We start from the raw sequence: 16,024 nt of genomic DNA on the forward strand, positions 1-16,024 counted from the left end.
ATATCATCATTTACCTTAACTGGGTGGAGCATCCACCGGCCGAGCTCTTTGGGTTGATGCGCGCTCGAAACCTCCAACACAATCTTCCCACATGATCACACGACGTCCATCGGTCACTGCAAGCAAAGCTGCCTCTGCCCATATGAGCATTAATTCAGCCGGCGACCACGCGTCAGTCCTGTCGGCAATCTCTTGGAACGGAAGATCGCCATGCGTTTTGACTCGCCGCGCTCCCGCCCGGAGAATCGCCTCGCGATCATTTCGGTCCGGAAGTGGGAAGGTGATCTCCCAGTCGAAGCGACCAGGCCTTAGCAAAGCACGATCGATGTCTTGCGGACGGTTGGTTGTAGCGATCACTACAACGTTGCTTGCGTTGAATCCATCCATTAGCGTGAGGAGTTGAGCGACGGTCCGCTTCGAGGCTTCATGCGCATCTTCATCTCGCTGTGAAGCGATACTGTCGATCTCATCAAAAAAAATTATCGCGCGTTCCTGGCGTTCTGCATGAGCAAATAGTCGGCGCAGGATATCTTCAGTCTGGCCATGCCACTTGCTGACTACTTCAGGACCGCTAATTTGATAGAAGGTAGCGCCGCTCTCACGTGCGATGATCCGCGCAAGCATTGTCTTTCCAGTGCCAGGGTCTCCAGTGAACAAGACACCTTTAACTCTTCTAGCTCCGATCTCCGCTAGCTCATCTGCGTGTCGGAGGGGAACCTCTATCAGGCGTTTCGCGCGAGTGATCACCTCCTGCAAGCCGGCGAAATCGCTGAACTCTTCAGTAATTTTTGAAACATCGTAGATATACGGCTCTACGAAAGAATCATCCACTTCCGGCAAGTCAAACATCCTGATCGGCCGTTCCGATAACACCGACTGAACGCCAGCCGTTGTGACCTCGACGGTGTTTCCTGGTTGATATTCTATGTCGTTCCGAGTAGGGATAATTCTTGCGTTTCCTCCAGACTCCACCACCGTCTTATCTGAATTCTTAATCCGTACTACGGCAACCCATGAATCTTCAGACCATACTTCTTTCGGAACTAGCTCAATTTCGCGATTCGATCCAAGTAGAACAGTATCTCCAGGTTCAAAATCGACAGGTTCGCTTGTGTCAATCCAGCCGGTTTGGCCTGTGGAGATATCGACGTAGACTCGGTACCCATCAGCGACAACTCGTCGTACGCGGGCCAGTCTGCCCCATCCGCTGAAATCTTCCTCCGACGCCACTCAAGCATCCTAGATGCTTCGACTTGGAAGACATGGCGGTCTTCTGAAGCGATCCTCCAGAAGTTAGAGAACTGAAACAGAACGTGGGACGGCGCTATGGTGGGGCCCTGTACTGGATACTGTGAGTTATTCCTCGTGGTGCTCATACAGCTCACGTTGTTGCCAGAGATCCCCCGGCGCTCTCGGGCGCGGTCCTGCCCTACCTGCCCGGCATCCGGCCTGAGCAAGTTGCACGGGCGATGGCCTCGGCTGGCTAACTGAGCAGAGGTAGCTAGCCCGGCGAGTGGTGCGGGGGCCGCGGTCCCAGCCGGAGCCCTTCCCCGGGTTGTCCGTAGCCCCGGAAATGGAGGGTGGAGGATATTTGCACACCGTATGGGCGCCCATGCACCTTCGGAACAGACCACAGTGCCAAACCAACCCGGGCTACCTCGGATGAGACGGTCCTGCGGATCTATTGAGCGCCCGGCGCCAGAGGCGAGAAGGTCAGGGTGGACTCCCATACAAGAGTTGGCGACGACGATACAGGCTCACCAAGACGCGGGATACTCCTGGGATGATTTTGTGGCCATCGAGTTAATGTAAGGACGTTCCCGCAGGTAGCAGACCGTATATGGGTGCCAGCACCACCGCCTTCCTAAAGCGGTTGTCGATTGTGGCTGCGGAACTTGAAGGGCCTTGCGTGGTGGCAGCCTGATCGAAGCGCTCTCTGCAAGACCTGTCCACCGGCTCAACAGTGGCGGCACACCATCCTGCTCACTCGGCTGGACCATGATCAGTGCATCAGTCACCGCTACGATTTTTTGATCTTGTGGCTAGTTGTCCAGTTCTTGTATGTTGTCGTAAAGACGGATTTGTAGATCTCTACGTCGGTTATTGGTACACACCAGGCGATTTCGAACTTCTTTGGTCGATCCTCATTGTCGATGATGAGTTTAAAAGTGATGTATGAGTCGGCATTCATCTTGGTGACGTCGCCGCCCGTCCACGAGTTGAGCAACTGTCGAAGCGAGCCGTTGGTGTCCTCGATGGCGAGGGTCCCGGAGTAGTTGCGCCCCTTATGCTTCAATCGAGCGGAGTTGGCCACGACCTCCCGGATGATCGACGGTCCGGCCGTACCGGCAACGACAAGCCCATACCAGTCCGGGTTGGTCGAATTTAGGCTCTCAATGGGTGATCCGTCTGAACCCTGATTTTTGGGATAGACCGTCTTGCTCACGACTACATAACGACGACTAAAGTCCTCATAAGACTTGATCTTCACATCGAGATCGTCGTACGCCAGATGATTCATAAATTGTCCGGTGGCTATTCCGCCGGCGTTGCTCTGAGTGAATCCTCCCTCGAAGCTGAATGTTCCCGCCGGAGTGGTCTCCAGGGCGAGCTCGATCGCGGCGGCCAGCTCTGTAACCGTGCGCGGCGGCGGGGCTGGTTTGGGCGGCGAAGCCTCGGTCTTCACGGCTGCTGTAGCGGTGGGTGTCGATGTGAGGTTTGCGTTCATTGAACTCGGATGGCTGGTCGGGGCGGCGGCGACGTCGAACTGCTGCTTCCGCTCATCTGTATCGCCCGGTAGCACCTTCAGTGCGATGATCGCCGCGAGTCCAACGGCGATCGCTATCGCCGCACCTGTTCGACGACTCTTCGAGGCTTTCCGTGTTATAGCCGGTAAGACAGGCCAGCTTAGATCCTGGACGGGGAGAACCCATGTTCGGTCCAACCGAACCGTGACACTGTCGGCCGCATCGAAACTGTCGATCGTCTGGGTTCCCTGGCGCGCTCGCCAGGCTTCAGCGGCCATGTCCAGCAGCTCGCGCGATGAAGGGCGTGTTTCAGGGAGCTTGGCCAGTGCTTTGGTGACCGGATCACGTAGAAGGTCGGGGAGCGCCGAGGTGTCGATGGTTTCATTCAGCACTTTGAGGGCCAGGACCTCCGGACGCCCGGCCCCGTACGGTGGAACGCCGGTAGCCGCGTATACGACCAGCATCGCCCAGCCGTAGACATCGGCGGGTGGCCCGGCCGGTGCGTCGTTGTACTCCTCGGGGCTCACCCATCCCGGCGATCCGACGAGAGTGCCGGTGCGGGTCATAACGCTCGCGTCGAGTGCGCGGGCGATGCCGAAGTCGACGAGCTTGGGGCCGCTCGGCGAGAGGATGACGTTCGATGGCTTGATGTCACGATGAACCACGCCTGCCGCGTGCACGGCCACCAATGCTTCGGCGAGCCCGGCTGCCAGCCCGAACAACGCGTCATCCTGGAGCGTCCCGTGAATCCTGACATGACCCTCAAGCGTTGGCCCTGGCACGTATTCGGCAGCCAGCCATGGCCGAGCCGCGTTCCCGTCAGAGTCAAGGATGCGCGCGGTGCAGGCGCCGTTGACGCGGCCGAGAACGGAGATCTCCCGAGCGAATCGTGCGCGGAACTCCGGGTCGCTCGCGTATGAAGCATGAATGAGTTTGACGGCTACGCGAACCCCGCGATTGTCAATGCCCGCGAAGACGACCCCCATACCGCCAGCTCCGAGACGTCCTACCAGGCGGTACGGACCGATCTGCAGCGGATCCTCGGCGGTGAGCGGCTGGAGAGCAGCGGTTGCCGGCATGTGCTGGTTCACCGGGCTCCGTTCAGGAGGGAAGCACGGCGAGTGCCGGCCAGTCGCGGGAAAAGTCCAGTCGTGTTTTATCCCATCCGACTCTCTCGTGTCGAGCGGGAACGATGAGACTTATATAAATTTGCTACGCACTTTGCTGTTTTTGCACCAAAAGTCCGCGATCATCCTATTTTGCGCGTGCTTTCGTGACTCTCTGCAGCTCACCGGTCAAGCCTGGAGGGATTCTTATCCGATCCTTTCTGCCTGGCATCTGCCGTTGGAGGGCATGCCTGCGAATTATTGAGGCTGTTGTAAACCAATGAGCCAAGATGGCTGTCTTCTTGTGACATGTGCCGCGACGGCGCACGTGGTGGAGGAGGGCGTGACGATGGAGTACCGGTTCAATTCACCCCCTGGATGGCCGGTTCCTCCTATGGGCTGGCGACCCCCGGAGGGATGGCAGCCGAATCCGTCATGGCCTCCGGCGCCACCTGGCTGGGAGTTCTGGGTTCCTGTACAGCCGTCGCCTGCGCCTCCTGCACTTCCTGTTCAGTCGCAGCCCGCTCCAGTTCCCGTTCCAGCGGTACCGGAGCGCAGCGGCGGGGGGCTGTTCGGCGGCAAGAAGAAGCTGGAGGCGGAGAACGCCGAGTTGCGCACGTGGATCGACCGGCTGGGTGGTCTGGACGCTATGCGCGTCTCCGCGATGACCGAGGCGCTGCATGTCGAGCATCAGGGACTACAGACGGCTGTGGCGGATGCCACGCGGCGTCTTCGTGAGGTTGAGCAGCTGATCGTGCAGACCGAGGAGACCGTGCTGTTGCAAGAGGCCGGCGTCTATGAATACCGGCACCCGTTGAGTGACGCGGTGGCATACAAGGAGCGGCTGGCGCAGGTCAAGGCACGCATCAAGGAGTTGTCCAAGGACGGCAAGGCGGTGCTGGGCTCCACCAATTGGCAGGTCAACGGGTCGGCGGCCGAGGGGCGCCGGATGGTGCGCGACTTCTCCAAGCTGATGCTGCGTGCCTACAACGCCGAGGCCGACAACTGCGTGCGCACGATGCGCCCGTACAAGCTGCAATCAGCTGTCGATCGTCTGGAGAAGGCGGTGGAGATGATCGTCAAGCTTGGCAAGACGATGAGCATCCACGTCAGCGGCGATTACCACCGGTTGCGGGTCTACGAGCTGGAGTTGACCGCGGACTACTTGGCCAAGCAGGAGGAGGAGAAGGAACGTACTCGTGCTCAGCGGGAGCAGCAGCGCGAGGAGGAAGCCGCACGACGAGAGTTCGAGAGGGAGAAGGCCAGGCTCCGCAAAGAGGAATCCCATTACCGCTCCGCGCTGTCGAAGCTGCTGGCCAAGGGGGATGAAGCCGGGGCGGAGGAACTCAAGGCGAAGCTGGAGGAGATCGGCGCGGCGGTCAGTGACGTCGAAGCGCGAGAGGCCAATGTCCGGGCCGGCTACGTGTACGTGATCTCCAACATCGGCGCGTTCGGCGAGGACGTCGTCAAGATCGGCATGACCCGTCGCCTGGAGCCCGAGGATCGCGTTCGAGAGTTGGGCGATGCCTCGGTGCCGTTCAAGTTCGACACGCACGCGTTGATCTTCAGTGACGACGCGGTCGGGCTTGAAGGGCGGCTGCACGCCGCGTTGAACGACCGGCGCGTCAACAAGGTCAACCTCCGTCGGGAGTTCTTCCACGCCACGCCCGCCGATGTCAGAGACCTGTTGCAGAAGATCGCGGGCCAGCATCTTTTGGAGTACCGGGACGCTCCCGAGGCCTTGGAGTGGCACCAGTCGGTTCACGCCAAGGCGGCAGCGGGCTGAGCCTAACCGTGCATCTGACCGGCATGCCCCGAGGGCACATTGGGGGCACATGACGTTGGAAAGCGACGGAGAACAACGTCAAAAGACGGCAGCATTCCCGCAGGCCAGAAGGCAGGACGCTAACCGGGGTGCAGGTCGTGAGCACGCCGGATTAGAACCCGGCCTACAGGCCGACTCGTCCGCCCTTTCCGTCTCTGACCTGCGGTGAAGCCCTGATCAGACTGTCAACGACGCCTGAATCTTGACCCCCTGGCGTCGGGCGGGTTCTAGGGGAAATTCCAGCGGTCGTCGCCACGGGGTCAGTTTTCACCCGCCGTTGATACTACGGTTCACTTGGGAGGCTCCCGCAGCGGCGGCTTGGTCCACAGGATCCATATGACCATGTCACATCACAACACACGGCTTCGCTCCCGCTGAACCGGCGTGCTCCCGGCCTTGTCCAGTCTCACGATTCGATGAAGGTTGCGAAGAACGGCGCCGGTCCTTGGCGCCTCCGCTTGACACTCCTGAGGTGGCTGTCTGGAATTTTTTTGTGCTGGTTGTTGTGCTGGCCGTTCGAAACCGTAAGGTCAAACCGGCGAAAAAGCTTGTTGTTCCATACGAGACGATCTGGGAATCCTGGGTCGAGGCCAGTGCGCCGCACCCATACGACCACACGGTGCGAGTGGAGTTCGAAATCCCGGCCGAGGATGCCGAGCTGGTGCCTTTGATGTGCGGGTCGCGCGGGTGGAGAGTACGTCGCTCCACAGACGGGTCGCGGTTTCAGGCCGACGTGCCGATCGCCGGATCGCACATCGGAGCGCTCAGTGCGGGAAGGAGCCACCTGCTGCGCTCCTGCATCCAGGATGGAATCTCCGTTCGCATCAGGTGGACTCACCTTCGTCGACCGCCGGGAACCTTTGACGCCCGCTACAGACTTTTTGACTCCTTGACGGGACGCTCGGTCAACGGCGAAATCCATGCGCAGTCCGTGGCCGATGCGGAGGCCCTCGCGAGCAGTCGCACCGCGGAATTCAACGGCCGCACGCTGCTGGTGCGCAAAGCGGTGGGCGAGAGCTCCGAGGATGAGCTGCGGCGCTTGGAGGCGAAACATCGCTCGGCGAAGCCGCCGCGTTCGGCGACGATCGCCACTGGCGGTGCGCTCTCCCTGCTCGCGCCTTTGGCGGGCGGTGTGATCCTGGGGCAAACATGGTCGAGCCAATCGTGGGCCGCTGTCGCGCTCGTACTCGTGGTCGCGTCGGTCATTCCCTGCAGGTGGTTAACGCGCTCCTGGCTGCTGGGCTGCACGCTCCCTCCGGTGATGGCGTTCTTGGGGTGGATCCTCGCCACGGATCCGCCCCCCGACGCCATTCCTCTGGCCGGTCTGGTGTTGGTGACGCCCGCCATCGTCTCCGGAGTTCGCCACTTCTTCCATTACACGTCGCTGAAAGTCGCCCTCTCGTGGCTGTTGCCCATGCTGGTGACCATCGCGATACCGCTGCCCATGGTCTACGGGCAGCTGACGTACGAGACCTATCTCAGCATGTTCGGCCTTGGCGCGAATGACATCGAGCTGCCGTGGTGGCAGGCATTGCGACCGTCATGGTCCTTGACCGGTCTCACGCTGCTGCTGGCCCTGGCCTCCCTGGCGATTCTCGGATGGGGCTATCACGTGAACCTGATCGTTCCTCTCTGGATGGTCACATTCGTCACGCTGTTCGCATTGACGGTCGCGGTTCTTTTTCCCTGCGTCCTCGGGATACGAGAGGGAGCCCGGAGTGGCACCATTGCTTTACGAGAACTGCGGGCCACGGGAACAACGAAAGCCTTCCACGGGATCGAGCCGAGGGCAGTCTGTCTTGTACCCGTCAACGAGAAAATCGCCTTCAAGGGCACGGCACCTGTTCCGAGCCGTCCTCTGGTGCTGTTCGGAGACGCGAACGGCCGGGCTGCTCTCTGGGATAGGGCCGACGGCGCCCTGACCGTGAAAGAGGACGACGTTCAACTCGCTTCATTCCGTCGCTGGGACCGGTGCTGATCGATACGCCATCCGCCGTCCACGTGAACAGCGAAGATGCGGGCGGTGGGACCGCCAGCGGCCTCTGATCGATGATCGATCACATGGCCTGGGCGGATGGTTCGTTGGCACCCGCCGAGCCGAGAATCCACCCCTTATCAAGGAGCTTTGGGCGCCTGTCGCTTGGTTAAGACACTCCTCCGATGCGGGGCGGTTCTTCATCGGGAATGCTTTGGAAAGCGAGGAGGAGAGCGCTCGGGTCCCGAAGTAGCAGCGGATTGCGCTCCAGATGGATCAGCTCTCGCTGCGTGAGTTCTCGGACGGTAAGCATCTCGCCGTCCTTGAGCATCAAGATCGATTCGATCATGACGGCGGCTCGCGGCTGGCTGTCGAGAGCAGTGATCAGCCCGGCAGCCGCGGCGCACTTCCTCTCGTCAACCTCAGCCTGAACCGCGTGTATCCTATGCGGCTCCGCGGCTCGTCGCAGTTCGCTGCCGATCTCTTTCCCGGTCTCGGGAGTGGCCAGATCCCTACCCCTGGCGAAGATCGACTGGAGCCACGAACCGCGGACGGTCGGCTCGCGCCCGACCTCATCAAGGCCGAACGCGCGAAAGATCTCCCTCGCAGCATCCTCTGCGATGAAGCTGCCGGACTCATCCGCGAGATAGATCGTTACGGGCATGAGCTCTGGATTCACCGCCAAGCCGTACTTCGCGTGGTTGCTGGTCGCATCACGCAGTGCGACCTCCATCGCGGGCTGTGGCTGCTCCGCGGTCGGCGGCGGCGAGTCCCGTGAAACGTGATCGCCCTCGCTCCGGCGCTCTCGCAGGAAAGTCCACGCGGCCTCGGCGGCCCGCTGCTCGGCTTCCTTCTTCGAGCGTCCGGACCCTGAGCCGTATGCCTCGCCGCCGACGCGGACGACCGCGGTGAAGGACTTGGCGTGGTCGGGCCCGCTCTCCTCGACGTGGTACTCGGGCACGCCGAGCGACTCCGAGGCGGTGAGCTCCTGCAGCGAGGTCTTCCAGTCGAGCCCGGCGCCGAGCGAGGCCGAATCCGATATGTTCTCGCGAGTGCGTTGCTCGTCACCTCCGGCGAACGCGGAACGCTCCGGCTCCGCGACTCGCGGGACATGCACGGGATGACCAAGCCTCCCGTGCTCGCCCCATTAAGGATCCGTGCACGTCAGGACATGCGAGCTACGTTAGGGATCCTCGCTCTCCTAAAGCGGATGTCCTTTAAATCGGCCAAAGGGGTCTAAAGGTGATTTTATGAGAGGGCGGATGGCCGTTCATCACATCGCTCAGCTCATCCTCGTTGAGGTTGAAGGTGAAGGCGCTACCCGCTTGCGATGGATCCCAGCCACGGTCAAGGGCTCTCCGTATAGTCGCCGCCACGAGAGCCGGCCGTACAGTCATCGCTCGCTCCCCGAGCCAGGCGTCCGGTCGAGAGCAGGGGAGCTCCACCAGGAGAACCCGCCCTCGCCCCTCAGCCAGCTCCACCGCGTAGGTCAACGGACCCCAACTGTTTCCCTGGGAATACGTGGGCTTGTGGCGGATCCGCCAGCGATAGGCGGTGCCGTCGACGCTGATTGGCCTGGAGCCCTTTTTGGGGATAGCCACGGAACCGGCCTCCTGCCTTGTTTCGTCCCTGCTCCGTACGAGCACAGAAGACAGCGACAGGTGATGCGAGATACTCGCCAGCGTAGCCATCGCTCAGCCTCATGATCGAGCGGTTTTCGCACGGCCGGGCCCGGGCGGTGGCGGCCCTCCAGATCGGGGAGCACAGGGCACACTTAGGGCACATGAACACGAGAAGCAGCGCGAAACGATGAGAACCAGCGAACACCAAAAGTCCAGCTCAGAACGCCTTTCAGAAGATCACCGCAGGTCAGTCGCCATCACGGATCAGATCTCGATGTACAGAGGCTCATGAAACTTGGTTCCTGCGCGGATCAATCGGTGTCGACGGCGTAGGCTCCCTGGACACCAGGCATGTCCTTGACGGCCTCGATCACCCTCCGCGCGTCATCAGGATCCGTGAGCCTGATGTAGTAACTCTCCGGGAACATTGAAGTTCTGAACTTCCCGTTCATCCAGAAGTACTCGAACACCCGTTTGGCGTGCGCGGCATCCTCAACGTAGATCTGCTGGACCTGCCGCATGCCGCTCAGCCGGCCTTCGATCGTGGCCTTCTCCTGCCGGGTGACGGACCCGCGCTTGGCGCAAGGGCCGTCATACGGTTTTTCTCCTCCGCACAGTGTGACGCTGACGTCCGCCTTGCCCTTCCAGAAACGAAGACCTTGGACAAAGACATTGGACACACCTGGTGTTCTCTTCGCTACAGTCCGGAAGGGCACAACGTCAGCCCGCCGCCGGAGCATGCCCCTGAACGACTCCGGCATGTCACTCGGCTCTATCGCCGAGGTCAGAGTCTCGTCATCGGTGCGCTCTTTGAAATTTTTCCACGCCTGCGTACGGGACTCGAACCTCACATCCGTTACCTGCGGCATCGCCTCCAGGCTCGCCCGGAGCGTGCGCCGCTGCTTCGCGGTGATCGCCCGCTTGCGACAGTTGTCGAACGGATCATCAGACCCGCACAGGAAGAGAGTGAACTCCGCGCCCTGCGGCCAGGGCCCGTCCGGTGGCGGGGACAACTTCTGCCCACTGGCCCAGGGCTCGACCGGCGGAGACGCTTGAGCAAGGACGCGGGCGGGGTGCTCGTTCGCGGCGCCGACCGCTTCACTCAACATCACGGCGGCGACGGTGGCGACGACCGCGAGCACAATGCCGCGGATACCGGCCCGGGATCCGCGTACCCTGGGTTCAGAAGACATCTTGTCCGATTCCACCGCCCAAATATGTCGATCTTTCTTTTCCACGGCAAGTCCTCCGGGCAGGCCGCCGTGTATCCCCTTCCCTGAACGAAGGACAACGGCACGGAGAAGACCGGGAGGGGGCAATGCTGATTCAGCCTCTATGGGATATGCGTGAATGATCTTTGGATTCAAAGCCACGGCAGGCCCCTTGTGAACAACTCAGAGGCATGAAGCGCTCCCCTCTCTCAGGAGCATGACAGAGAGAGCCGAGATCCATGTCCGGCGGGTCGCCACGCTGAAGGCGGCGTTCCTGGCCCGTCCCGAGCGGTTCCGCGGCCGACGGCTCTGTCCATGGTTGCGTCGACGGAGGTGGTGTACAGCAGTCGATACAGCAACACCGCCTTACAGGATCGCCCTCCACCGACCCGCAACCACCACCTGAGCAGGGCGAGACGCCGCTGACGAGGCATCTGCCCTTCCCTACGGATTTGGTGGTCAGGTGCTGTACGAGCCGTCCCAGGGTTCGTAGAAGCCGATGGTGTTCGGGTAGAGCTCGGCGTGTTCGGTGCCTTCGAAGGTCTCGACGACGAGGCCGAAGAGCACGCCGTCGACGTCGTGGCGGAAGGGGCGGATGGCGATGTCGCCGAAGCGGAGCCCGGGGAGCGCGCCGAACCACTCGTTCAACCGGTCGCGTGCGGCGGTGACGGCAGCCCAGTGATCGTCGTCGGTCCCGGTGCACTCGACGCGGGAGCCGAGATGGTGGCCGGCGGCATCGAAGGTGTGCAGGACGGCATACCAGTGCTTGTGCGCCTGCCAATCGTCGGTGTGCGTGTAACCCTCAGGGAAGGCGGCAACGACGGAGCCGAGGAACTGACCACCGTCCCAGTGGCCGATGTCGCCGGTGCGATACTCGGGTTCGTAGCCGATGGGGATGACCTCGGGAACCGTCATGGCGGGAGAGTATCGACCGGGTCCGACAGAGCCTGCACGCCGTGCGTGACCTTGCTAACGGAAGTGCTAACACCGTCCCTGGACGCGAGTGGACATCTACAGAAGACGATCAAGTGCGGGACGGTTCTGAGCAGGGCTTTTTGACACCTACGGACGCCGGTGGACGTTTTCGAGCTGGACACGAACACACGCCACCGACCCGCATCTACCACGCAAGCAGGGCGAGGAGCCCCTCACATCGTGGCCAGCTTCCGTGTGCAATCAGGCACTCATCGAGCGGCGCCGATGAGGATCTGCATCCACCACACGGCGGCATGCGTCCTGTTCCAGCCACCCGTGTAAAGGTGTCCCGGTGGGTCAGACTGGATGACCTTGTGGATCTGGTAGATGCCGCCGACGCTGATCAGTTCGTAGTAGACCGCCTGGCAGCAGCAGGTGTAGTCGATCACCCGGTATGGCCCGCGCGGCTGCGGATGCCAGATCAGGGCGGTGCGGTTGGGTAATGCGCGGCCAGGGTGGACGGCGATGCCCGGACAGGTCGAGTCCGAGGAGTCGTCCGCATCGTCACACCAGGCAAGCAGTGCCGGGTCCACCGCCGTCATCGCAGAGGCGTTACGGCGGCCTGGCGTTCAGCCTGCTCGGCAAGGACAGAGTCGAGCGCTTCCAGGGTCGCAGCGGTCACCGTCATGCAGACGCCGGCGTTGATCTCGGTCTGGCTGATCCGGTAGGCCCGTCGTGTCGCGTACCAGTCGCCCGCCCCGCTGTCGGTCCGGCTGCGCCAGATCGCCCACTCGGGGAAGCGGGCTGCCAGTTCCTCAAGCGTCGTCATGCGTAAAACGCTACCGACCCTGTATATGCCTGTCTATAGCTATGAGCTTCTATGACTGGCCGTATGTGGCTACCTACAGTTGCTCACATGATCGATTACGACCCGACACGACCCAAGTGGGTGCAGATCTACGAGGTCGTACGCGCACGCATCGAATCAGGCGAATACCCACCTCGGTCCCTCATCTCCGAGGTGAAGCTCGAAGTCGAGTTCGGCGTCGCCCGCGTGACCATCCGCAAGGTGACCGCCAGGCTCCGCGAGGAAGGGCTCATCGTCACCACGCCCGGCATGGGATCCTTCGTCGCCCCAGAAACGAACGAGACCCCCGAACGGCCCTGAAGCCGTACGAGGGTCTCCTCCCTACGTGCTTACTGCTCCGAGCTGGTCAGGCCCGTCTGGCAGGCGCCCCACTCGGACGGGTCACCCAGCTTGACGTTGGTACCGCCGATCCCGCAGTAGCCGTTCGGGACCTTGAACAAATACTGCTGGTGATACTCCTCCGCGAAGAAGTACTCCCCGGCCGGGGCGATCTCCGTGGTGATGGGGTCGTAGCCGGAGTCGGTGAGCACCTTCTGGTAGGCGTCACGCGAGGTCAGGGCCGACTTCTCCTGCTCGGGCGAGTGGAAGTAGATCGCCGAGCGGTACTGCGTGCCGACGTCGTTGCCCTGGCGCATGCCCTGGGTGGGGTCGTGCGCCTCCCAGAAGACGCGGAGCAGCTCCTCGTACGACACCCTGGTGGGGTCGAAGACGACGCGGACGAGCTCGGTGTGGCCGGTCCGGCCGGTGCAGACCTCCTCGTAGGTCGGGTTCGGCGTGTGGCCGCCCCCGTAGCCGACCGAGGTGGTGATCACACCCGGGGTCTGCCAGAAGATGCGCTCGGCGCCCCAGAAACAGCCGAGTCCGAAGTCGGCGATCTCGCTTCCCTCGGGGTACGGCGGGGCGAGCGGGGCATCGAGGACCGCGTGGCGGCCGGGCACCGTGATCGGTGCAGGGCGGCCCGGGAGCGCGTTCTCCGGGGACACCATCGTGGTCTTGTTGCCGAACAGCCAGCCCATCGTGAGACCTCCTCTGACGCGTTCTCACCAGGTGGCAACCGGCGGAGGCCCGCCGATGTTCCCGTAAGGAACGCTTAACAACCGGAAAAGCACTACTAAATTGCGTTAAATCATGTAAGCAGCGAAGATGGGGGTCATGCCTGAAGCACGTCGGGGAGTTCTGTACGGTGTCGCCGCCTACACCATGTGGGGCCTGTTCCCGCTCTACTGGCCCCTGCTGAAACCGTCGGACGCCCTGGAGATCCTGGCCCACCGTATCGCCTGGTCCCTGGTGGCGGTCGTGGTCATCCTGGCGGTACGCCGTCATTGGTCCTGGTTCCGCGAGCTGCTGCGCACCCCGGCGAAGCTCGGCCTGCTCGCGCTGGCCGCGGCGGTCATCACGCTCAACTGGGGCGTCTACATCTACGCCGTCAACACCGGGCACGTGGTCGAGAGCGCCCTGGGTTACTTCATCAACCCGCTGGTCAGCGTGGTCTTCGGTGTCTTCCTGCTGAAGGAGCGGCTGCGGCCGTGGCAGTGGGTCGCGGTGGGGCTGGGCACGGTGGCGGTGGTCGTCCTGACCATCGACTACGGGCGTCTCCCCTGGATCGCGCTGGTGCTGGCCGCCAGCTTCGGCACCTACGGGCTGATCAAGAAGATCGCCGGGGTGGGGTCCGCGGAGAGCATGACGGTCGAGACGCTGGTGCTGCTGCTGCCCGCGCTGGGCTACCTGGCCTATCTGGGGCAGCAGGGGACGAGCTCGTTCGGGCAGTGGGGGGCGGGGCACGCGCTGCTGCTGGCCGGGGCGGGGGTGGTCACCGCCGTTCCGCTGCTGTGCTTCACCGCCGCCGCGATCCGGGTGCCGCTCACCACGATCGGCCTGCTGCAGTACATCGCCCCGATCCTGCAGTTCCTGTGCGGGGTTCTGGTGGCGCGTGAGGTGATGCCGCCCAGCCGCTGGGTGGGGTTCGTCATCATCTGGCTGGCACTGTCGGTCTTCACCTGGGACAGCCTCCGCGCGGCCGGACGGGCCCGTCAGGCGGCGATCGCCACACCGGTGACCGCGGGCACCTGACCGGCGCCCCGGGGCGGGACACCGCCCTCGAACGCGTCTCGCCCTCACGGGCCTTCGTCCTCGGGAGGCTCCGCTCCCGGAAGCCCTCTCCTCCATAAGCCCCCGCCCCGGAAGACCCGGCCCCGCGAGAGAGACCCGGCCCCCGAAGGCGACGCCCTCAGGAGCCGCGTACGGCGTGGACCAGCGGGGTGAGGACGGGGTCGATGCCGGCCTGCTCCAGTGCCGAGGACAGCGAGCGCTCGTAGGTGGGCGTCGCGTCGGCCAGGCGGGCGCGTCCCTCGTCGGTGATCAGCGAGTAGACGCCCCGGCGGTCGTCCGAGCAGAGGTCGCGCCGGGTCATCCCGGCCTCTTCGAGGCGTGCGACCAGGCGTGTCACCGAGCTCTGGTTGAGGCCCACGGCCTCGGCGAGCTCCTGCATGCGCATGCAGCCCTTGGGAGCGGTGGCGAGCCGTCCCAGGGCACGGTACTCCGAGAGGCCGAGGCCGTGCCCTCGCTGGAGCGCCTTGGCCAGCTCCGCCTCCACCCGGGCGTGCAAGAGGGCGAAATGGTCCCACGACATGGTGATTCCTCCTGGATTTCCTATCCAACAGGAGTCTACATGCACGTGCAACATTTGCTTGCACAGGCATGTAGCGATCCGGCGACTCCCCTGTGGGCCGGACCACCGCCCGGCCCGGAGGGACGACGTGTCAGCCCGAACGCTCCACCACGTAGTCGCACAGGGCCAGGTAGGCGGCGCGCGCCGGGATGTCGGGAAGGCCCGCCAGGTCCTGCCGGGCCCGGTCGGTCCAGGCGAGCAGCTCGGCGCGGGCCCGCTCCATGGCGGGGTCGGCGCGGAGCAGGCGCAGGGTCTCCTCGACGTCCCCCTCGGCCACCGGCCCGGCCAGCAGCTCACGCAGGCGGGCGCTCTCGGGGCCGTCGGAGGCCAGCACGTAGAGCACGGGGAGGGTCCGGATGCCCTCGCGCAGGTCGGTGCCGGGCGTCTTGCCCGACTCGACCGACTCGGCGGCGACGTCCAGCAGGTCGTCGCTGAGCTGCCAGGCGACCCCGATGGCCTCGCACGCCCGGGTGACGCGCTCGACCACGTCGGGCGAGGCCCCGCTGAGCAGGGCCCCGAACCGGCCGGAGGTGGCGATCAGCGAACCGGTCTTGTCGGCCAGCACCCCGATGTAGTGGGCCACCGGGTCCTCACCGGGACGGGGGCCGATGGTCTCGCGGATCTGGCCGCGTACCAGGCGGGAGAAGGTCTGGGCCTGGATCCTGATGATGTCGGCGCCGAGGTCGGCGAGGATCTCCGAGGCCTGGGCGAACAGGTAGTCACCGGTCAGGATCGCCACGGTGTTGTCCCAGCGGGCGTTCGCCGACGGGGACCCCCGGCGGACCCGGGCCTCGTCCATCACGTCGTCGTGGTAGAGCGTCGCCAGGTGGGTCAGCTCGATCACCACCGCCCCGGGCACCACGCCCGGGGCGCCGGGCGAACCGAACTGGGCGGCGAGCAGGACCAGCATGGCGCGGAACCGCTTGCCGCCCGCCTCGATGAGGTGCTTGGACGCCTCCGTGACGAAGGCGTCGTCGCTCTGCACCGAGGACCGCAGCAGCTTCTCGACCTCCGCCAGCCCTGTCGCGACATCCTGCGCCAGCCGCTCGTCGACGAACGGAAGATCAACAACCGGTGGCGCAGCCAT

13 protein-coding genes and 1 pseudogene are annotated in these 16,024 nt (G+C 63.4%); 4 read left to right on the forward strand and 10 right to left on the reverse strand.

The annotated features are described in order from the left end of the window. Positions 1–15 precede the first annotated feature (15 nt). Positions 16–1,230 (reverse strand): ATP-binding protein, encoded by a 1,215-nt coding sequence (locus tag ACZ6RT_RS03725; protein ID WP_470152153.1) that lies wholly within the window; start codon positions 1,228–1,230, stop codon positions 16–18. Positions 1,231–2,020: 790 nt separating this feature from the next. Continuing rightward, entirely contained in the window at positions 2,021–3,838 is a 1,818-nt protein-coding gene (locus ACZ6RT_RS03730) for a serine/threonine protein kinase (protein WP_470152154.1), read from the reverse strand. Positions 3,839–4,202: 364 nt separating this feature from the next. Between ACZ6RT_RS03730 and ACZ6RT_RS03735 the strand changes: the two genes are divergently transcribed. Both ACZ6RT_RS03735 and ACZ6RT_RS03740 read left to right on the forward strand, forming a co-directional pair. Further along, on the forward strand, positions 4,203–5,639 hold the full coding sequence (locus tag ACZ6RT_RS03735) for an SNIPE associated domain-containing protein (RefSeq protein ID WP_470152290.1): 1,437 nt from the start codon (positions 4,203–4,205) through the stop codon (positions 5,637–5,639). A gap of 511 nt (positions 5,640–6,150) precedes the next feature. Continuing rightward, positions 6,151–7,656: a hypothetical protein gene (locus tag ACZ6RT_RS03740; protein ID WP_470152155.1), complete on the forward strand. Its 1,506-nt coding sequence runs from the start codon at positions 6,151–6,153 to the stop codon at positions 7,654–7,656. Between the two features lie 796 nt (positions 7,657–8,452). Here ACZ6RT_RS03740 and ACZ6RT_RS03745 read toward each other — a convergent pair. From ACZ6RT_RS03745 to ACZ6RT_RS03765, 5 genes and pseudogenes are all read right to left on the reverse strand, one after another. Beyond that, positions 8,453–8,695: pseudogene (locus ACZ6RT_RS03745) on the reverse strand (putative dsRNA-binding protein); the annotation flags it as partial. Between the two features lie 891 nt (positions 8,696–9,586). Continuing rightward, on the reverse strand, positions 9,587–10,513 hold the full coding sequence (locus tag ACZ6RT_RS03750) for a permease-like cell division protein FtsX (RefSeq protein WP_470152156.1): 927 nt from the start codon (positions 10,511–10,513) through the stop codon (positions 9,587–9,589). Between the two features lie 432 nt (positions 10,514–10,945). Beyond that, positions 10,946–11,401, reverse strand: coding sequence for a hypothetical protein (locus ACZ6RT_RS03755; protein WP_470152157.1), 456 nt, complete (start codon positions 11,399–11,401; stop codon positions 10,946–10,948). A gap of 269 nt (positions 11,402–11,670) precedes the next feature. Beyond that, a complete protein-coding gene (locus ACZ6RT_RS03760) occupies positions 11,671–12,003 on the reverse strand; it encodes a hypothetical protein (protein WP_470152158.1) in 333 nt (110 codons plus the stop codon). Beyond that, positions 12,000–12,230 carry a hypothetical protein gene (locus ACZ6RT_RS03765; RefSeq protein ID WP_470152159.1) on the reverse strand — a complete coding sequence of 77 codons (231 nt, stop codon included), beginning with the start codon at positions 12,228–12,230 and terminating at the stop codon, positions 12,000–12,002. The genes ACZ6RT_RS03760 and ACZ6RT_RS03765 overlap by 4 nt, the downstream gene beginning before the upstream one ends. 87 nt (positions 12,231–12,317) lie before the next feature. Between ACZ6RT_RS03765 and ACZ6RT_RS03770 the strand changes: the two genes are divergently transcribed. Next, on the forward strand, positions 12,318–12,569 hold the full coding sequence (locus ACZ6RT_RS03770) for a GntR family transcriptional regulator (protein WP_470152160.1): 252 nt from the start codon (positions 12,318–12,320) through the stop codon (positions 12,567–12,569). Positions 12,570–12,598: 29 nt separating this feature from the next. Here ACZ6RT_RS03770 and msrA read toward each other — a convergent pair whose 3' ends face one another. Next, positions 12,599–13,285: a peptide-methionine (S)-S-oxide reductase MsrA gene (gene msrA / locus ACZ6RT_RS03775; protein ID WP_470152161.1), complete on the reverse strand. Its 687-nt coding sequence runs from the start codon at positions 13,283–13,285 to the stop codon at positions 12,599–12,601. A 136-nt stretch (positions 13,286–13,421) separates the two neighbouring features. On the opposite strand from msrA, the gene rarD reads away from it, so the two are divergent. Next, positions 13,422–14,339: an EamA family transporter RarD gene (rarD, locus tag ACZ6RT_RS03780; RefSeq protein WP_470152162.1), complete on the forward strand. Its 918-nt coding sequence runs from the start codon at positions 13,422–13,424 to the stop codon at positions 14,337–14,339. 157 nt (positions 14,340–14,496) lie between these two features. On the opposite strand, the gene ACZ6RT_RS03785 is transcribed toward rarD, so the two are convergent. Together ACZ6RT_RS03785 and ACZ6RT_RS03790 are read right to left on the reverse strand one after the other, a co-directional pair. Further along, positions 14,497–14,898: a MarR family winged helix-turn-helix transcriptional regulator gene (locus ACZ6RT_RS03785; protein WP_470152163.1), complete on the reverse strand. Its 402-nt coding sequence runs from the start codon at positions 14,896–14,898 to the stop codon at positions 14,497–14,499. Positions 14,899–15,028: 130 nt separating this feature from the next. After that, a complete protein-coding gene (locus ACZ6RT_RS03790) occupies positions 15,029–16,024 on the reverse strand; it encodes a polyprenyl synthetase family protein (protein WP_470152164.1) in 996 nt (331 codons plus the stop codon).

The organism is Streptosporangium sp. NPDC050148 (genome assembly GCF_055586505.1).